The organism is Paraconexibacter sp. AEG42_29 (genome assembly GCF_040581415.1).
Lineage (GTDB): Bacteria > Actinomycetota > Thermoleophilia > Solirubrobacterales > Solirubrobacteraceae > Paraconexibacter.
Genome location: NZ_CP114014.1, coordinates 1,379,730 through 1,397,596 on the forward strand (window position 1 = coordinate 1,379,730; position 17,867 = coordinate 1,397,596).

General features: G+C 73.0%; 14 protein-coding genes and 1 tRNA gene. 7 read left to right on the forward strand and 8 right to left on the reverse strand.

Features of this window, described 5'->3' with window-relative positions; translation table 11 throughout:
* The first annotated feature begins 60 nt into the window (after nt 1–60).
* From DSM112329_RS06695 to ligA, 3 genes are read left to right on the forward strand one after another with little or no spacing between them, the layout of a single operon-like run.
* Nucleotides 61–1,545, forward strand: coding sequence for a DUF222 domain-containing protein (locus DSM112329_RS06695; RefSeq protein WP_354701031.1), 1,485 nt, complete (start codon nt 61–63; stop codon nt 1,543–1,545).
* On the forward strand, nt 1,542–2,369 hold the full coding sequence (gene surE / locus DSM112329_RS06700) for a 5'/3'-nucleotidase SurE (protein WP_354702452.1): 828 nt from the start codon (nt 1,542–1,544) through the stop codon (nt 2,367–2,369). Before DSM112329_RS06695 ends, surE begins: the two co-directional genes overlap by 4 nt.
* Nucleotides 2,366–4,522 carry an NAD-dependent DNA ligase LigA gene (ligA, locus tag DSM112329_RS06705; protein WP_354701032.1) on the forward strand — a complete coding sequence of 719 codons (2,157 nt, stop codon included), beginning with the start codon at nt 2,366–2,368 and terminating at the stop codon, nt 4,520–4,522. The genes surE and ligA overlap by 4 nt, the downstream gene beginning before the upstream one ends.
* 10 nt (nt 4,523–4,532) lie before the next feature.
* On the opposite strand, the gene DSM112329_RS06710 is transcribed toward ligA, so the two are convergent.
* Together DSM112329_RS06710 and DSM112329_RS06715 are read right to left on the reverse strand one after the other, a co-directional pair.
* Nucleotides 4,533–6,074 carry a fibronectin type III domain-containing protein gene (locus tag DSM112329_RS06710; protein ID WP_354701033.1) on the reverse strand — a complete coding sequence of 514 codons (1,542 nt, stop codon included), beginning with the start codon at nt 6,072–6,074 and terminating at the stop codon, nt 4,533–4,535.
* Nucleotides 6,071–7,315, reverse strand: coding sequence for a D-alanyl-D-alanine carboxypeptidase (locus tag DSM112329_RS06715; protein ID WP_354701034.1), 1,245 nt, complete (start codon nt 7,313–7,315; stop codon nt 6,071–6,073). Before DSM112329_RS06715 ends, DSM112329_RS06710 begins: the two co-directional genes overlap by 4 nt.
* Before the next feature lie 104 nt (nt 7,316–7,419).
* On the opposite strand from DSM112329_RS06715, the gene DSM112329_RS06720 reads away from it, so the two are divergent.
* Nucleotides 7,420–8,706, forward strand: a complete 1,287-nt coding sequence (locus tag DSM112329_RS06720) for a patatin-like phospholipase family protein (RefSeq protein ID WP_354701035.1) — start codon at nt 7,420–7,422, stop codon at nt 8,704–8,706.
* Between the two features lie 30 nt (nt 8,707–8,736).
* On the opposite strand, the gene DSM112329_RS06725 is transcribed toward DSM112329_RS06720, so the two are convergent.
* From DSM112329_RS06725 to DSM112329_RS06740, 4 genes are all read right to left on the reverse strand, one after another.
* Nucleotides 8,737–9,852 (reverse strand): aminotransferase class I/II-fold pyridoxal phosphate-dependent enzyme, encoded by a 1,116-nt coding sequence (locus DSM112329_RS06725; protein WP_354701036.1) that lies wholly within the window; start codon nt 9,850–9,852, stop codon nt 8,737–8,739.
* 11 nt (nt 9,853–9,863) lie between these two features.
* Nucleotides 9,864–10,340, reverse strand: coding sequence for a hypothetical protein (locus DSM112329_RS06730; protein ID WP_354701037.1), 477 nt, complete (start codon nt 10,338–10,340; stop codon nt 9,864–9,866).
* A 110-nt stretch (nt 10,341–10,450) separates the two neighbouring features.
* A complete protein-coding gene (locus DSM112329_RS06735; RefSeq protein WP_354701038.1) occupies nt 10,451–12,238 on the reverse strand; it encodes a long-chain fatty acid--CoA ligase in 1,788 nt (595 codons plus the stop codon).
* Nucleotides 12,239–12,300: 62 nt separating this feature from the next.
* The gene (locus DSM112329_RS06740) at nt 12,301–13,065 is read right to left on the reverse strand and encodes a Nif3-like dinuclear metal center hexameric protein (protein ID WP_354701039.1); all 765 of its coding nucleotides are present in this window, start codon (nt 13,063–13,065) and stop codon (nt 12,301–12,303) included.
* Between the two features lie 120 nt (nt 13,066–13,185).
* Here DSM112329_RS06740 and DSM112329_RS06745 point away from each other — a divergent pair, with 120 nt between their 5' ends.
* From DSM112329_RS06745 to DSM112329_RS06755, 3 genes are all read left to right on the forward strand, one after another.
* Nucleotides 13,186–14,697 carry a sigma-70 family RNA polymerase sigma factor gene (locus DSM112329_RS06745; protein ID WP_354701040.1) on the forward strand — a complete coding sequence of 504 codons (1,512 nt, stop codon included), beginning with the start codon at nt 13,186–13,188 and terminating at the stop codon, nt 14,695–14,697.
* A complete protein-coding gene (locus tag DSM112329_RS06750) occupies nt 14,694–14,972 on the forward strand; it encodes a hypothetical protein (RefSeq protein ID WP_354701041.1) in 279 nt (92 codons plus the stop codon). The genes DSM112329_RS06745 and DSM112329_RS06750 overlap by 4 nt, the downstream gene beginning before the upstream one ends.
* 69 nt (nt 14,973–15,041) lie before the next feature.
* A tRNA-Pro gene (locus tag DSM112329_RS06755) sits at nt 15,042–15,115 on the forward strand.
* A 215-nt stretch (nt 15,116–15,330) separates the two neighbouring features.
* Here the strand turns inward: DSM112329_RS06755 and DSM112329_RS06760 are convergent.
* Nucleotides 15,331–15,813, reverse strand: a complete 483-nt coding sequence (locus DSM112329_RS06760) for a hypothetical protein (protein ID WP_354701042.1) — start codon at nt 15,811–15,813, stop codon at nt 15,331–15,333.
* A gap of 111 nt (nt 15,814–15,924) precedes the next feature.
* Nucleotides 15,925–17,865 (reverse strand): SpoIIE family protein phosphatase, encoded by a 1,941-nt coding sequence (locus DSM112329_RS06765; RefSeq protein ID WP_354701043.1) that lies wholly within the window; start codon nt 17,863–17,865, stop codon nt 15,925–15,927.
* Nucleotides 17,866–17,867 lie beyond the last annotated feature (2 nt).

Genomic DNA, 17,867 nt, shown 5'->3' on the forward strand with positions numbered 1-17,867 from the left:
GTGCTCCGATCCGCACATTGCCCGCTTCCCTTCGATCCGCCATAATGCGAACATGTGTTCGTGTTGATCGAAGCCGGAAAAGAGCGGACGAGCGAGGAGCTGGGCGACGAGATCGCGGCGTTCGCCGCGCACATGAGCGCGGCGATGTGCCGCTGGCTTGCGCTCGTCGCGGAGTTCGACGTGCGTGAAGCCTGGGGCGAGCTCGGGTTCATCTCGTGTGCCCACTGGGTCTCATGGCGCTGCGGCGTGGCGCCGGTGACCGCTCGGGAGTACGTCCGGATCGCCGCGCGCCTGCGCGAGATGCCGCTCACCGAGGCGGCCTTCGCGCGGGGTGAGCTGAGCTACTCCAAGGTTCGCGCCCTGGCCCGGGTCGACGGCGTGGTGCAGGAGGCCGAGCTGGTGGCGATGGCCCGCGAGGCGAGCGCCGCCCAGCTCGAGCGCATCGTCGCGTCGTTCCGCGGGGTCACCCGCGCGGACGCTGACCGCTCCTATTCCTTGCGGACGCTCGACACCTACACCGACGACGATGGCTCCCTGGTCATCCGCGGCCGGCTCCCGGCCGAGATGGGCGCGATCCTGTCGGCCGCGCTCACGCGTGCGGAGGCCGAGCTCGACCGCCGACTGCTGGCTCACGCAGCCGACGGTCAGCGACCACCGGGAAGCGAGGCGGTCGACGGTGAGACCGCGGTACGGCGGGACAGCCCCGGCGACCCGGCCGGGGCCGGATGCTCCGCGCGACGCGCGGATGCTCTGGCGTGGCTGGCGCAGGTCGCGCTCCGCACGTCACCCGACGAGGGCGCGAGTCAGGTGACCAGCGGCGGGGTCGAGGTCATCGTCGAGGTGTCCGCCGAGGCGCTCACCGGCCCCGATGACGGTGAGCTGCACGACGGCGCGAGGCACGCGGAAGTGCAGGGAGGTCCCCCGCTTGCGGTCGCGACCATCCGGCGCCTGTGCTGCGACGCAGGGCTGGTGCCGCTGGTGAGCGATGCCGGTGGCGCTCCGCTGAACGTCGGTCGCCGGACGCGCGCGATCCCGCCGTCGATCCGACGCGCGATGGTGGCGCGCGACCGGTGCTGCCGGTTCCCGGGCTGCGATCGCACGCGCTGGCTGCAGGCACACCACATCGAGCACTGGGCCCGCGGCGGCGAGACGCGCCTAGGGAACCTCGTGCTGCTGTGCCACCACCACCATCAGCTCGTGCACGAGGGCGGGTTCACCCTGACGACGGACGATCGGGAGGGCGGCGGGTACGAGGTGCGCACGCCACACGGGCACCGTTTGGAGCAGGTCCCTGGGCATCCGGTCGTTTCGCACGACATGTCTCCGGTGTCCGCGTCGGGCGCAAGGTGGACCGTGGCGGCCGACGCCGCGTCGGCTTCGGACGCGGCACGCGACACCGGTGGCAGGGCCGAAGACACCGAGCCGTCGTCGCCCGGGCCGATGTCGCTGTTCCCTGGCTCGGCCGGCGCGCCGTGGGACCTCGGGTACGCCGTCGACGCCCTGCTCGACTGGACCTCCCCGACTATCCTGGCCGGGTGTCCATGAGGGTCCTGCTCACCAACGACGACGGCGTGGACGCGGAGGGCCTCCAGGTGCTGCGGCGCGCGCTCGCAGCGGTGCCCGGGATCGATCTGCAGGTCATCGCGCCAGACGGAAATCGGTCGGCGATCGGGCGTGGGATCACGACGCGGCGGGCGTTGATGGTGCAGCGCGTGCGGTTCGACGACGGCTCGGACGGCTATGCGACCGACGGCACTCCCGTCGACTGCGTCCGGCTCGCTGCGCTGGGCCTGATCGACGGCTGGACGCCGGACCTGGTCGTCGCCGGCATCAACCACGGGTCGAACCTGGGCGACGATGTGACCTACTCAGGGACGGTGGCCGCGGCCATGGAGGGCCTGATGCTCGGGCTGCCCGCGGTCGCGGTGTCGCAGCAGTCGGATGCCCGCGAGATGGACTTCCGGCAAGGGGACAGCTTCGGGTTCGACCTGGCCGCCCGCTTCACGGTGCGCCTCATCGAGCAGCTCGAGCACATGCCGCTGCCGCCGTCCACGCTGCTCAACGTGAACGTGCCGGCCGGCGACCCGTCGGGGGTCGAGGTCGCGCGGCTGGGCCGCCGGATCTATCGCGACCGCCTGGACCCGCAGGCCTCGGACTCGCCGGTCACAGCCGAGCGAGCGGGGGCATCCGACCCGCCGCAGAGCTACTTCATCTACGGGGCGGAGCCCGGCTTCGAGGACGATCCCGGGACCGATCTCAACGCGGTGCACGAGGGCCGGATCGCGGTCACGCCGGTCCACCTCGACCTCACCCACCATCAGAGCCTCGGCGTGCTCGGCGCCTCGGGGCTCGATCGGCTGCTGGCATGACCGAGACCGCCGCGGACCGCGTCCTGCGCCTGCGGGCCGAGCTCGAGCACCACGGACGGCGCTACTACGTCGACGACGACCCTGAGATCGACGACGAGGCCTATGACCTGCTGCTCGACGAGCTGCGCGGGTTGGAGGAGCAGCACCCGGAGCTGGCGACCCCGGACTCGCCGACGCAGCTGACCGGCGGCGTGCCGGTCAGCTCGCTCGAGAAGGTGGAGCACCTGCAGCCGATGCTGTCGCTCGCGAACGCACGCAGCGAGGACGAGCTGCGGGCCTGGGTGGTGCGCATGCGCAGTCACCTCGCCCGTGAAGGGATTGAGGACCCGATCTTCCGCTTCGTGTGCGAGCCGAAGGTGGATGGCCTCGCGATGTCGCTGGTGTACCGCGACGGCGTCCTGGCACGCGGTGCGACACGGGGCGATGGCACGGTGGGCGAGGACGTCACGCACAATCTGAGGACCATCGGCGCGATTCCGCGGAAGCTCGGCGGGACCGGGGTGCCGCCGGCGCTCGTCGAGGTGCGCGGGGAGGTCTACATGTCGCTTCCGGACTTCGCCGCGCTTAACGAGCGCCGTGCCCGGACGGGGCAGTCGACGTTCATGAACCCCCGGAACAGTGCTGCCGGGACGGTCCGGCAGCTGGACCCGCGGTTGGCTGCCGAACGGCCGCTGTCCTTCTGGGCCTACGGGATCGGCGTCACCGAGGGCGTGACGTTCACGAGCCACCACGACGGGCTCACGTGGCTGCGGCAGCAGGGGTTCCCGGTGAACGACGACATCGTCGCGCTCGACGACGAGGACGCGGTGGTCGCCCAGTGCCTGGCGTGGCAGGAGCGGCGGGCAGGCCTGGACTTCGAAATCGACGGTGTGGTGGTGAAGGTCGACGACCTCGAGCTGCAGCGGCGTCTCGGAGTGGTCGGCCGGGATCCGCGGTGGGCGATCGCGTGGAAGTTCCCGCCGACGATCAAGGTCACCACGCTGAAGCACATCATGTGGAACGTCGGCAAGTTCGGTGACCTGCACCCGTTCGCCGCGCTCGAGCCGGTGAACGTCGGCGGGGTCACCGTCAAGCTCGCGACGCTGCACAACGAGGAGGACCTCGCGCGGAAGGATGTCCGACCCGGTGACGAGGTGCTCGTCCTGCGCGCGGGCGACGTGATTCCGCAGGTGCTGTCGCCTGCGCCACACGCGGTCGAGCGACCGGACCGTGCCGCGGCGCCGCGCCCGCCGGCGCTGTGCCCCAGCTGCGAGACCCCGACGGTCAAACCGGAGGGCAGCGTCTTCACCCGTTGCCCGAACCGGCTGTGTCCCGCGCGGCAGTGGCAACTGCTCAAGCACTTCGTGAGCCGCGGTGCGATGGACGTGGACGGGCTCGGCGAGACGCAGGTGTCGCGGCTGATGCGGGAAGGCCTCGTGCGGACCGCCGGCGACTTCTACCGGCTCAGCGTCGACGCGTTGACGGCGATCGACGGGTTCGGGCAGGTCAGCGCCGAACGCCTGGTCGCCGCGATCCAGGCGTCGAAGGAGCGGCCCTTCGCACGCGTCCTGTTCGCCGTCGGGCTCGAGGAGGTCGGGTTCGTGACAGGGCGGAGCCTCGCGCAGCACCTGCGGACCGTCGACGCGCTGCTCGCCGCCACGCCTGAGCAGGTCGCTCAGACCCCGGGGGTCGGACCGATCATGGCCGAGCGGATCGTGGCGCAGCTCGCGGACCCCCAGATGCGGGCGCTGCTCGAGGATCTGCGCGGACTTGGGCTCCGGCTGCACGAGGATGGGCTGCCGCCGGGGGAGGGGCCGCTGGCCGGGCTCACGCTGGTGCTGACCGGCACGCTCCCGACGCTCACGCGGGAGAGCGCCACCGAGCGCCTGGTCGGACAGGGCGCCAAGGTGACGTCGTCGGTCTCCAAGCGGACGAGCTACCTCGTGGCGGGCGATGCCGCGGGAGCGAGCAAGCTCGAGAAGGCCGACCGGCTCGGCGTCGCGGTGGTGGACGAGGCGGTGCTGCTCGACCTGCTCGAGCACGGGCCGCCCGTCGGCCCCGGAGATCCCGCCGCCGACCCGGCCGACCCCGCCGCCGACCCGGCCGACCCCGCCGCCGACCCGGCCGACCCCGCCGACGCCGCTGAGCCCGTCGACCCGACGGGGGCCGGGTAGCTCGGTCTGGCTATCTCCTGATCCGGAGCGGTGCGGAGTCGCCGGCCGCGAGGCCGCGGGAGTCCGGCTTCACGTGGACCAGGTAGCGGCCGGGCCTGGTCTTGAGGGTCATCGTGTAGCGGGCGAAGACGGTGCCGGCGATCGGCCGGGCGCGGACGCTCTTCACGACCAGCTTGCTGTCGTTCGGGAGGATCCGGCGCAGGGTGACGGCGCCGGTGCCGCGCGGGCGGATCACGCCGCTGATGCGCACCCGGCCACCGCGGACCCGCCTCAGGGTGGCCGTGACCCGCGGGACCACGGTGACCCGGAGGGTCCTGCTGGCGATCGTGAGGCCGGCGACCGTCGTGCTTCCGCGGTATCGCGTGGTCCGCAGCGGGACGACCTGGGTCGTGGCGACGCCGCTCGCGTTCGTGCGGATCCCCGGGGCGAAGACGGCGTACGGCGCGCCGAACGGGAACGGGGACGCAAACAGGTTCAGGGCGACGTTGCCCGACCCGGTGCCGGCGAGGGCCGCGGTGAGCGTCGCCGCTTGGCCGTAGACCACGCGCGCGGGCCTGGCGGCCAGGGTGAGGCTGTTCGGGACGCGGGCGGTCTTGAACGTGCGGTCCTTGCCGAAGACCGTCCCGGCGTCGCTGACGGCCACGAGCCGGTAGTGGTAGGTGGTGACCGGGTTCAGGCCGGCGACCGGCACCCTGACCGCCACCGCGCTCCCGCCGGAACCCGCGCTCACCGTCGGCGTCTGCGCGCCGTACTTGTTCGTCTGCCCGATCTGGACGAACGCGCTGGTGGGCCGGCCGTTCGGATCGACCTTGCCGTTGACCGTCGCGGTGGACGCCGTGAGGTCGCTCACCGTGCCCGTCGACACCCCGGGCTTCGTGAAGCTGCCGGTCTTGAAGGTCCGGCTGGCGCCGTTGGTGGTGCCGGTGGCGTTGGTGGCCCGCGCGCGGTAGTGGTACGTGGTGTTCGGCGCCAGGCCGGTCAGGGTGGCCTTGAGGGTCACGCCGAGCGAGCCGGCGCCCGCGCTCTGCGATGGCGTGCTGGCCCCGTAGGCCGTCGACGTGCCGTAGTCGAAGACGACGTCGGTCTGCTGCCCGTTCGGATCGATCGACGCGCCGACCGTCGCCCCGCTGTTGGTGACCGCGCTCGCGGCCTGGCTGGTGACGCTCGGCTTCGCCGGCGCCGCGGGGGTGGTGAACGTCCGGTCAGGACCGGCTGCCGTGCCGCCGCTGTTGGAAGCAGCGAGGCGGTAGTGGTACGTCGTCGAGGGCTTCAGCCCGGTCAGGGTCGCCTCGACGGCGGCCGCGGCCGTCCCGTCGCCCGCGCTCTTCGCCGCGGTGCTGGTGCCATAGGCCGTGGAGGTGCCGTAATCGAAGGCGACGGTCGTCGCCAGCCCGTTCGGGTTCACGGTGCCGGCGAGCTTCGCCCCGGTCGGCGTGACGGCGGTGGCGGCGCCCGTGACCGGAACGGGTGGGCCCGCCGCGAGCGCGACGGTCGCGATCGTGCCGAGCGCGGCCAGGAGGACCAGGCCCATCAGCGTCCGCAGGCGGGTCATGGCTTGTAGCTCACGATCGCCGGGACCATCCGGTCCTCCACGGCCTTGGCGGACAGGGCGTCCATGTTGTTCTCCAGGAACGAGAACGCGACGATGCGGTCGGTCACGGTGCGGCAATAGCCCGAGAGCGCGCTGACGCCGCGCAGCGTGCCGGTCTTCGCCTGGCAGCGCCCGTCGGCGGCCGTGCCGCGCATGCGGCCGGCCAGCGTCCCGATCCGGCCCGGCACGGCGAGCGACCCGATGAACTCCTCGCTGACCGCCGACTCCCTCATGGCCTTCAGGAAGGTGACGATCTGCCGCGGGCTGGCCTTGTCCTTCCGCGAGAGGCCGCTCCCGTCGACGATCTTGGGCTGGACGCCGAGCGTCTTCAGCTGCGCGCCGGCGACCTTGACCCCGGCCGCTGTGGTCCCCGCGCTGCCGTGGTGCGCGCCGAGACCCTTCAGGAGCATCTCGGCGTAGAAGTTGTCCGACGGCTGGTTGGTGGTCGCGGCGAGCACCGACATCGGCGGCGACACCGCGGTGCCGAGCGTGCTGCCCGGCCCGCCGGGGGCCTTGTCGACGTCGCCGGCGCGCGGCGCCTTCCTCACCTTGACCTTCAGCTGCTTCAGGAAGAACTCGAGGCGCGTGGCGGCGACCGTCGCCGGGCCGCCCGGTGAGGCGCGACCGTGGCCCCAGGTGAGGCCGCCGAGCTGGCCGCCGAGGTCGTCGTCCGGGGCGAAGCCCGAGTCGGGGCCGCCACGACGGGTGTCGAAGATCGTCTCGTCGCCGACGATCCCGCCCTTGATCGACGTGACCTTCCCCTTGGTCACGATCGTCCGCGCGAGCGCCTTGAGCGCGACGTCGTTCAGGCTCGGGTCGCCCGCCCCGACGAGGTACAGGTCGCCGTCGAGCACGCCGTCCTCGACGGTGCTGTCGGCACCGATTCGCGCGTCCGTCTTCAGGGTCCCGTCGGCGCCGAACTGCAGCAGCGCGGCGGCCGTGGTGAAGAGCTTCTCGTTCGACGCGGGCGACAGCACCTTGTCGGCGCGCCGGGAGAACAGGGTCCGCCCGTTGGTGAGGTCCACGATGAGCGCCCCGGACGCCGAGCCGAGCTTCTTGTGCTCGGCGTCGAGCTTCCCGCGTAGCTCCTTCAGGTTGCGTGCGTCGGCGGGACCGGCACCGGCTGCGGAGCCGGCCAGGACGGCGGCAGCTGCGAGACACGACAGGACACGGCCGGCGGGCCGGCGGACAGGCGAGGACATTGGCATGCAGACTAGGCAACACGCCCGACGCCGCCGGGTAGCGGCGACGCGCCCCGACGCGCCACTCGTCGCCGGGAACCGGTCGGCGTAGACTCACGAGCCGAATGGGCAAGGTCGTCAAGCTCGACCCCGGGGAGGGGCGCGAAAAGACCGCCGCGGCGCGCCGCGGGGCAGCCGCGCGCCGCCGCAAGCGCCGTTCGAAGACCGCGCTCGTCCTCGGCGGCGGAGGGTTCACGGGCGGGGTGTACGAGATCGGGGCGCTCCGGGCGCTCGACCTGCTGTCCGTCAACCGGACCGTCAACCAGTACGACGTCTACGTCGGGACGTCATCCGGCGCGCTGATCGCCTCGATGGCGGCCAACGGCGTCACGCCCGAGGAGATGATGCGGGTCGTGAACCGACAGGTCCCGACGCCGTTCCGCGACATCGACCTCGGCCAGCTGCTGCGCCCGAACGTCCGCGAGTTCGCCAAGACCGGCGCGCTGCTGCCGTGGCGGCTGCTGTCGCTCGCGCGGGAGCTCGGCCCGCGGATCGGGTCCGTGACGGCGGTCGACGTCGTCATCGGCCTCGCCAGCACGCTGCCGAGCGGGCTCTACTCGGGGTCCGGCATCGAGCAGTACGTCCGGTCCGTCCTCAGCGACCCCGACCGCACCGACGACTTCCGCGCCCTGGAGCGCGAGCTCTACCTGCCGACGACCGACCTCGACACCTGCGAGCGGATCATCCTGGGCAGCGAGGGCTGGGACGACATCCCGATCTCCACCGCGGTGCGCGCGTCGACGGCGATGCCGATGATCTACAAGCCCGCCAAGATCCGGGACCGGCACCTGGTCGACGGCGGCATCGTGTCGACGACGAACATCGACGTCGCCGTCGAGGCCGGAGCGAAGCTGATCGTCGTCATCAACCCGCTCGTGCCGTACGTGAACGACTTCACGCGGACCGTGCCGACGCTCTTCGGCGCCCGCCCGCGGCACGTCAGCGACTTCGGCTTCGCCCAGATCGGCTACCAGGCGTACAAGCTGCTGGCGTACCAGCGGCTGCACGAGATGTCGCGGCAGTGGGAGGCGCGATACCCGGGGGTCGACATCATCCTCATCGAGCCGGAGCCCGACGACGAGCTGATGTTCCAGACGTCGATGCTCAACACGGGAGCGCGGACGGACATCGCCCGGCACGGGTTCCAGTCGGTGACCCTGAAGCTGACCGAGGACTACGACCGCTTCGCCGCCATCTGCGAGCGGCACGGCATCGAGATCTCCGCAACCCGCGTGCGCAAGGTCGTGCAGCACTTCGGCGGGGCGGAACCCGAGCGCACGCGCGCCTGGCGGAAGATCCTCGAGCAGACGACCGGGGCGCTGCTGCGGCAGTCCTCCGGCCCCGCCGACTGAACCGCCGCCCCCTTCCGTAGACGGGGTTCGTCAGTCCCCGCGGGCGAGCTCGGCCGCGCGCAGGACCCGGAGCGCCAGGTCCTCGCGGTGGGGGACGGTCAGCCGGACGTGGTCCTCGTCGCCGAGCGGACCGCCGGGGGCGACGACGATCCCGAGCCGCTGCAGCGCGCCGGCGAGCTGCCCGCCGGACAGGCTGCCGCGGGCGGAGACCCAGAGGACGTTCGCCTCGCTCGGGGCGACCGAGTAGCCGAGGCCACGCAGCCCGTCGCCGAGCTGCCCGCGGACTGCCGCCACCTGGGCACCGTGTCGCCGCGCCATGTCCGGGTATCCGCGCAGCGCCTCGAGCGCGCCGGCCTGCGCGAGCTCGTCCAGGCCGAGCTCCGGCCGCAGACCGTCGAGCAGCGGCTCCGCCCCGGCGGCACCGATCGCGTAGCCCACGCGCAGGCCGGCGAGCCCCCAGGCCTTCGAGAACGTCCGGAAGAGCAGCAGCCGCGGGTGCGCGTCGAGCAGCGCGACGGTGTCGTCGACCGCCTCGGCGGTGCAGAAGTCGCGCAGCGCCTCGTCGAGCAGGACGACGACACGCTCGGGCAACGCACCGAGCAGGCGGCGCAGCTCGGCGGTCGGGAGCAGCGCGCCGGTGGGGTCGTTCGGGTTGCACAGCGCCACCAGGCGCGTCCGCGAGGTGACCGCGGCAAGGACGGAGTCGACGTCGAATCCGGCCACCGGCACCGCGACGGCACGCGCGCGGCGGGCCATCAGCGGGTAGAGGCCGTACGACGGCCACGGGGTGATCAGCTCGTCGGTCGGTCCTTCGACCAGCGCCTGGGTGGCCGCACCCAGCAGGTGGGCCGCGCCGCCGCCGACCACCACACGCGCGGCGTCCACGCCGTGCCGGGCCGCAAGCTCGTCGCGCAGCGTCGCCGCGTCCCGCTCGACGTACCGGTGCAGGCCCCGGCGCGCCGCGAAGGTGATCGCGCCGACGACGTCGGCGGGCGGGACCTCGGGCCACGTGGTCCGCGCGAGGTCGAGTGGCTCGACGCGGGCGAGCTCGCGCGCCCGGCGTTCGCGCGCGACGGTGCGCTTGCCGACGTTGACCTCTTCCTCGGTCAGCGCCTCGAACTGGCGATAGCGGTCCAGGAGCCCCACGGCGACCGGCGTCAGGCCTGACCCGACACGGCCATCGACCCGAGCCCGCCGATGAGCAGCAGCCAGAGGAGGAACGCCGACCCGCCGACCACGGCGCAGACGCCGAAGATCACGCCGAGGACGCCCTCGCGCTGGTCGTGGCCCGCCGCCCGGCGCACCAGGACCCAGGCGTGGTCGAGGCGCTTGAGGAACGCCAGCCCCGCGAACAGGACCGCCAGCAGGACGGCGAACCCGACGAAGATGCCCAGCGACACGCTGCCCGCGTGGTACTGGACCTGCGAGGCCACCCACAGCGACCCGGCCGGGATCGGTCCCCAGAACAGCAGGTTCAGCGCCACCTGCAGCGTGAGCAGCACCCCCGCGATGACGCCGTCGACCCGCCGCCGCGCACGCGTGCCGACGTCGGGGAGGTCGCGGTACTGCACCGGGGCCGTCCCGGGACGCCGCCCGACGAACAGGCCGCCGTTGTCGGTCGGGTCGGTACGCACTCCTCGCAGGTTAGCCGTGAACACCCGCGTTCAGCCGCACCTGCCGCGTATTCGCCCACGCGCGCACCAGCACCTTCGCACCCGGCGCCGAGCGCGGCTCCCGACGAGCCTTACGTCTCGTACAGGGCATCGAACCGCGCCGCGTACTTCTCGGCAACCACGGCCCGCTTGACCTTCATCGTCGGCGTGAGCTCGCCGCCTTCCTGCGTGAGGTCGTGCTCGAGCAGGGTGAACCGCTTGACGCGCTCGACCGGCGCGTAGTTCGCGTTGGCGCGGTCGACGACCTCCTGGATGAGCGCGCGCACGCGCGGATCCGACGCCAGCGCCGCGACCGAGGTGTCCTGGATGCCCTCGGCCTTCGCCCACGGGACGATCTCCTCCTCGTCGAGCGTGATGAGGACCACCGGGTACGGGCGCCGGTCGCCGTGCATCACCGCCTGCGAGACCCAGCGCGTCTGCTTGAGGTCGTTCTCGAGGTTCGCGGGCGTGATGTTCTTTCCGCCCGCGGTGATGATGATGTCCTTCTTGCGGCCCGTGATGAAGAGGTAGCCGTCCTCGTCGAGCCGGCCGATGTCGCCGGTGTGCAGCCAGCCGTCCACGATCGTGCCGAACGACGCCTCGGCGTTGCCGTGGTAGCCGGCGAAGACGTTGCCGCCGCGGATCAGGATCTCGCCGTCCTCCTCGGCGATCCGGACGTCGACGCCCGGCAGCGCGCGGCCGACCGAGCCGAACCGGTGATGCTCGCGTGTGGACGTCGTCGCGACGGTGGCGGTCTCCGTCATCCCGTACCCCTCGAGGACCGGGACGCCGCAGGCGTAGAAGAACTCGAGGATGTTCCTGCTGATCGGGGCGGCCCCGGTGACCGCCTCCTCGACCCGGCCGCCGAACGCGGCCCGCACCTTGCTGAACAGCTGCAGGTCGGCCGCGTCGAACTGCGCCTGCAGCTCGCTGGGGACAGGATCGCCCGCCGCCTGCAGCGCACGGACCTTCAGGCCGATCTGGGTCGCACCCGCGATCAGCTCCGGCGGCGCCGCCGCGGTCACCCGCGTGTAGAGCTTCTCGAAGATCCGCGGGACCGAGGGCAGGTACGTCGGCTGGACCTCGCTGAGCTCGGCGATGACCTGCTGCGGGTCACGTCCCCAGTACGCGAGGCAGGCGCCGCTGTCGAAGCACGCGAGCTGCAGCAGCAGCGCGTACGAGTGGGCCAGCGGGAGGAACAGGTAGACGACGTCGTCCCCCCGCGACAGCAGCCCGCGCGAGGCGACCATGTCGAGCACGGTGCGGTAGTTGGCGTGGGTGAGCACGCAGCCCTTCGGGGGCCCGGTCGTCCCCGACGTGTAGATGAACTTCAGGGGCAGCTCGGGCGGAACGGCCTCGGTGCGGGCTCGGAGCACGGCCTCGTCGACGCCGCGGCCACGCTCGCGCAGGACCGCGAGCGGGATGGCCCCCGCGGCGTCGGTCTCCGGCGAGGGCTCCATCACCACGATGTGCTCGAGGGCCGGCAGCTCGGCGCGGACGGCCACGATCTTGGCCACCTGCTCGGCGTCCTCGCAGATGATCGCGCGCGCGGCGGAGTCGCCGGCGACCCACTGGCACTCGGCCGGCGAGTTCGTCTGGTAGACCGGGACGACCGTGATGCCCGCGGTCACCGCGCCGAAGTCGCAGTAGCTCCACTCGGGGCGCGTGTTCGCGAGCAGGCACAGGCGGTCGCCCTGCTGCAGGCCGAGGTCGATCAGGCCGCGGCCGATCTCCGACACGATCCGCCCGACCTCGTCGAACGTCACGTCGTGCCAGGCGCCGCCGGACTTGTACCTGACCGCGACCCGCCCGGCGAACTGCTCGGCTGCGCGCGGCAGCAGGTCGGCGATCGTCGTGGACGTGGTCTTCGATGCCTCCATGGAGCGATCCTAAGCCGCTCGGGACACCCGCGCGCGGGAACCGGCGTGGGCGGGGTCTCCGGTCAGATGGGGTTCGGGACGTCGACGAACTCGTGCTCGACGCCGTGCCGCTCGGCCAGGAGCTCGCCGAGCCGCCGCACGCCGAACCGCTCGGTCGCGTGGTGGCCTGCCGCGATGAACGTGATGCCGTAGTCGCGTGCGACCGCCATGATCCGCTCCGACGGCTCTCCGGTCAGGAACGCGTCCAGGCCGGCGTCGAGCGCGTCGTGGATGTGGTCGGCCGCGGCCCCGGACACGATGCCGATGCGGCGGACGGGATCGGGGCCGTCGAGGAACGCGAGTGGCTCCCGGCCTGCGGTGGCCGTCCGGACGCGGTCGACGAGCTCGGCGCGGCTGATCCCGTCCCCTGAGAAGGTGGCGGCGACCCCGATCGGGCTGCCCTTGTATTCGGCGAACGGGACCCAGGACTCCGCGCCGAGCGCCGCGGCCAGCAGCGCGTTGTTGCCGTGCTCCTGATGGCCGTCGAGCGGCAGGTGGTAGGCCGCGAGGGCGATGTCGTGGTCGAACAGCAGTCGCAGCCGCCGGACCGCCACGCGATCCAGCGCCCGCGGGCCGCTGTTCCAGAACAGCCCGTGGTGGACGAGCACCAGGTCGGCGCCCCGCTGCGCTGCGGCCTCGAACAGCTCCGCGTGGGCCGAGACGCCGGTGATGACGCGCGTGACGTGCTCCGGCCCCGGGACCTGGAGGCCGTTGGGGCAGTAGTCCCTGTAGCCACCGGGCTTCAGCAGCCCGTCAAGGGTGTTTATGAGTGTGTCGATCGGTGGCATAGAAGTGTGTTGAAAAACGTCTCAGTACGGACGGAAAGCCTTGCGGAGGACGGAGCGCCGACGGTATGGTCCCCATTCCAAGCGCCGGGGCCATGAGGGCTGAGGGGCAGGGATCGGGGAATGACACCAACCGCCACGGCCACGCTGCGCAGTCTCGCACCGACGCGAGCCTGCGGTGACGACACCTCCGACGACGAGCTCGTCGCCGCGCTCCGCACCGGCGACGACCGGGCGTTCGAGCAGCTGTACCAGCGGTACCACCGGCGTGTGGCCGCGTACGTCTACGGCATGGTGCGCGACCACGGCCGTGCCGAGGACATCAGCCAGGAGGTCTTCATCTCGGCGCTCCGCCGGATGCGCGAGACCGATCGGCCGATCGCGTTCAAGCCGTGGATCTACGAGATCGCGAAGAACGCGTGCATCGACCACTTCCGGCGCTCGCGCCGCGGCGAGGAGGTCTCCTACGACGCCGGCGAGGGCGATGGCGGCGCCGACTACGGCCGCGTGCTGGCCTCGGTCCGCACCCCGGACACCGTCGTCGACGAGAAGCAGGCGATCGACAACCTCTGCGGCGCCTTCGGCGGCCTGAGCGAGACCCACCACCAGATCCTCGTGATGCGCGAGCTCGAGGGCCTGAGCTACCGCCAGATCGGCGAGCAGCTCGGCATGAGCCGCCCGGCCGTCGAGTCGACGCTGTTCCGCGCCCGTCGCCGGCTGGCCGAGGAGTACCAGGAGCTCGTCAGCGGCGAGCGCTGCCGTCGCGTGCAGGGCATCATCGCCGGCGCCGGCGAGATCACGCCCGGGATCCGCGACCGGCGGCGCCTCGCCGTCCACATCTCGCACTGCCAGCCCTGCCGCCGGACCGCTCTGGCCGCCGGCCTCGAGGTCAAGGCGCGGACGGTGACCCGTGCCCGGGTCGCTGCTTTCCTGCCGCTGCCGGCCTTCCTGCGGCGGCGCGGGACCGCCGATCTCCCCGTCGCACCCGGGGGCGGCCACGGGTCGTCCGCTGCGCAGTGGGCGGTGCAGCTGTCGTCCTCGCTGGACCCTGCCCTCGCCGGCTGGGTGAAGGCGGCCGCAGCCGCCGCGACGGTCGCCGCCGTCGGCGTGGGGGCCGGCCACAGCCTCGACCGCCCCGACCGCGCTCCGTCCGCCCGGTCCAGCGCCGGCGCGGTCGAGCGGCCCGCACCCGCGTCGTCCGCGCGCCGGGCCGCGAGCAAGCCCGTCCTGCTCCCCGTCGCCACCGCGCTCGTCGCGCCGGCGGTCGTCGCCGCACCGGTCGTACGCCGCGTCGAGGAGCAGCTCACGGTGTCGAAGGGACCGGTCGCGCACCGCATCGGGTTCCCGCCGGGCGGTGGCACGCCGCCGGCGCCGGCGCCCGCGGCCGCGAAGCCCACGGCGGCCGCCGCGCCGGCCGCCGCCGCGCTGCCCGAGTCGGCCAAGCAGATCCTCGAGCCGCTGAGCAGGACGCCCGGCCGGCCCGCGGCCACGCTCCCGTTGCCCGCCGTTCCGGTCACGGCCGCCGTTCAGCGGGTCGAGGATGCGTTGTCCGAGCTCGGCGGGCAGGTCGAAGGCGCCGCGGCGACCGCGACCGCTGCCGTCACGGGCGCGAGCGGTATCGTCGCGGGTGATTGACCCCCTCCGGACCCCCTGATCCTGGCCACGACCTGCCGGCCGACGCGTTCCTCGAGTCGCTCACCGACACGAGCCTGTACTCGATCGGCGCGTACTTCTGCGACCGCCATCCCGAGCTGATGGACGACGTGATCGGCCAGGCGGAGGACATCGAGCGGCTCGGCCTGCAGCGCTGGGCCCAGCACGAGGAAGTCGGCATGGACACGGCGTTCCAGACGCTCATCACCGGGCTGGCAGTGCGGTACTTCAAGGCCGTCGCCGGCGCCGGCCGCTGATCGCACGCGCCACGCACCGGGGCCACGCGTCGCCGCGGCCGCGAACCTGAGATACTTCGTCGGCCTCATCGGGGCGTGGCGCAGCCTGGTAGCGCGCGCCGTTCGGGTCGGCGAGGTCGGAGGTTCAAATCCTCTCGCCCCGACTAGAGCAGCAGGACCGCGGTCGACGACCCAGCCGCGGGAAGCAACAGAAGCCCCGCCCGCCGCGGGGCTTCTTTGCGTCCGGGGCCGTCCCGTGACCAGAGCGGCACCGCTTCTGGCGTGAGTGCGGCGCCCGGGTGCAGCGGGGGCCACAGGTGTGACGGGTACGACCGGAGCGACAGGCGCGGTCAGCCGAGTCGCCCGGCTCGGGCAACGCCTAGCTGTCGGTGACTGGGGGAGTCCCGTTCCGGGGTGCAGCGGGAGGTACCTCCGGGTCCGGCGTCTCGGCCGGCGACTCGCCCGGCGCGGCCGGCGGCTCGGGCTCGACGGACAGCGTCGACAGCTCCGCTTCGTCCTCTGCTCCTGCCGGGACGGCCGCCTCGGTCGCGTCAAGCTTCGCCCGCAGGGCCTCGGTCGCCACGTGCAGGTCCCGGACGAGCTCCCCGAGCGGGCGCGGGTCGGGGACGGCTTCGGGCTCCTCGCCCTTGCGGGCGGCGTTGAACTCGCGCATGAAGCCGCGCGGCCCGGCCTCCAGGCGCGTCCGGACCGCGCCCAGGGCGGCCTTCAGGTTGTCCCATTCCGTCCTCGCTGCCTCCTGGCCGTCCGGCCCGAGCGCCTTCCAGCGCGCGTCGAGGTCCCGGGCGGTGTTGACCCGCGCGTTGGCGGTCCGGGCGAGGTTGGCGAGCTGGAGATATCCCATGACGCAGGCGCCCCGGACCGGCGGGCCCGGGCAGGGGAAGGGTAGTCGGGCGCGCGGCAGGGTGCCGCCGCAACCCATGCGTGGCGGCCAGGGCGTCTGCGCCGCCGTACCTCAGCCGGCCCGGGCCGCTCCGACCAGGCGCCGCAGGACGACCACGCCGCCCCAAGGGGTCCCGAGGTTCAGGTCGAGGTCGTCGACGTGCGCGCGCATGAGCTCGATCCCGCGCCCGCGGTCCGGGTCCCCCGGCGGTAGGCCGCGGCCGCCGACGTCGCGGATGCGGATCGTCACGTCGTCGGCGCCGCGGGCGAAGTCGACCAGGACGGGCCGGGGAGCGAAGTCGTGCCCGTGTTCGATGGCGTTCTGCCACGCCTCGTTGGCGGCGAGCACGAGGCCGACGCTGTCCTCCGCGTCGACCCCGACCTCGTGGAGCCAGCGGCGCAGCAGCCGGCGAGCGGCCGCGACGCCGTTCGGCTCCGGCAGCAGCGTGAGCGAGACCTCCAGGCCCAGGCGCGGTGCCGCCCGCGCGCACAGGACCGTCACGTCGTCCCCGGCGGCGGTCCCGCACGCGTCGAGGATGCGGCCGCGCGTCGTCTCGATGTCCGGCGCCTGGCCGAGGGCGCCCAGCAGCCGAGCGAGCCCGGTCTCGATCCCCTCGCTGCGGCGCTCGACGAGGCCATCGGTGTAGAGGACGAGGACGGCGTCCGCCGGGAACGCGACGACGACCTCTTCGGCGTCGCACACGTCGACGACGCCGAGCGCCGGGCAGCTGCCGTCCACGAGCCGCGGCTGGGCGCCCGGAACCGCGATGGCCGCCGGCGGATGCCCGGCGTTGACGATCCGGACGACGTTGCGGTCGGGTTCGACCACCGCATAGATCAGCGTGGTCATGTCGTCGGGAGCCAGGACCTGGTGGAACGCGTTCAGCCGTTCCACGACCTCGGTCGGCGGATGGCCCTCGAGCGCGTACGCGCGGGCGACGCTGCGCAGCTGGCCCATCCGGGAGGCCGCGTCGACCCCGCGGCCGGACACGTCCCCGACGAGCAGACCAATCCGGCCGCCGGGCAGGGTGAAGGTGTCGAACCAGTCGCCGCCGACCTGGGTGCCCTCGCCGCCGGCCTCGAAGTGCGTGGCGATCGCCAGGCCGGGGGTGACCGGCAGCTCGGCCGGCAGCAGCGCCTGCTGGAGCGTCGAGGCGATCTCGTGCTCGCGCTCGTACAGCGCCTCGGCCTTGACGCGGGCGGCCTGCTCGCCGGCGAGCGCGAGCCGCGCGCGCTCGACCTCGATCCGGCCGCGCAGGTCCCACAGCTCGACGAGAACCTGGCCTTCGGCCTCGGAGACCAGCGACGCCACTAGCTGCACCGGGACTCCCGTGCGCAGCTCGAGCTCGACCTCGAAGCGGTCACCGGGCTGCTGCAGCGCGCCGAGCTTGCGCAGGACCTCGTCCCCCGGCGCCAGGCCGCCGAAGAGGTCGGGGAGCGTCTCGCCCTCGAGCGCGCCGGCCGGCCGGCCGAGCAGCGCGGCCATCGCCGGGTTGGCGTGGACGACGACCCCGGCCGCGTCGGCGATCCCCAGGCCGTTGGGGGACGACCGCATCGCGCCGAGCAGCAGCGATTCGCTGCGCAGGCGGGCGCGCCGCTCGAGCTCCAGGTCGGCGAAGACCGCGACCTTCGAGCGCAGGATCGCGGGGTCGAACGGCTTCAGGACGTAGTCGACCGCGCCGGCCTCGTACCCGCGGGTGACGTGTGAGACGTCGGTGCTGACCGCGCTGAGGAAGATGATCGGCGTCAGGCGCGAGCGGGGCCGCCGCCGGATGTAGCTGGCCGTCTCGAACCCGTCCATCCCCGGCATCTGCACGTCGAGGATGACAGCGGCGAAGTCCTGCTCGAGCAGGGCGCGCAGGGCGTCCTCACCCGACGTGACGCGGACGAGCTGCAGGTCGAGCGGGCCGAGGACCGCCTCGAGCGTGATGAGGTTCTCGACGCGGTCGTCCACGAGCAGGACGCTCGGACGGTCGGCGGGGGCGGTGGTGGTGAGGGAGCCGGCGGGGAGCACGA

Coding starts and splice junctions, on each gene's coding strand:
- ligA (WP_354701032.1), top strand. CDS start 2,366: ATGACCGAGACCGCCGCGGACCGCGTCCTGCGCCTGCGGGCCGAGCTC.
- DSM112329_RS06760 (WP_354701042.1), bottom strand. CDS start 15,813: ATGGGATATCTCCAGCTCGCCAACCTCGCCCGGACCGCCAACGCGCGG.
- DSM112329_RS06735 (WP_354701038.1), bottom strand. CDS start 12,238: ATGGAGGCATCGAAGACCACGTCCACGACGATCGCCGACCTGCTGCCG.
- DSM112329_RS06715 (WP_354701034.1), bottom strand. CDS start 7,315: ATGTCCTCGCCTGTCCGCCGGCCCGCCGGCCGTGTCCTGTCGTGTCTC.
- surE (WP_354702452.1), top strand. CDS start 1,542: ATGAGGGTCCTGCTCACCAACGACGACGGCGTGGACGCGGAGGGCCTC.
- DSM112329_RS06745 (WP_354701040.1), top strand. CDS start 13,186: ATGACACCAACCGCCACGGCCACGCTGCGCAGTCTCGCACCGACGCGA.
- DSM112329_RS06720 (WP_354701035.1), top strand. CDS start 7,420: ATGGGCAAGGTCGTCAAGCTCGACCCCGGGGAGGGGCGCGAAAAGACC.
- DSM112329_RS06710 (WP_354701033.1), bottom strand. CDS start 6,074: ATGACCCGCCTGCGGACGCTGATGGGCCTGGTCCTCCTGGCCGCGCTC.
- DSM112329_RS06740 (WP_354701039.1), bottom strand. CDS start 13,065: ATGCCACCGATCGACACACTCATAAACACCCTTGACGGGCTGCTGAAG.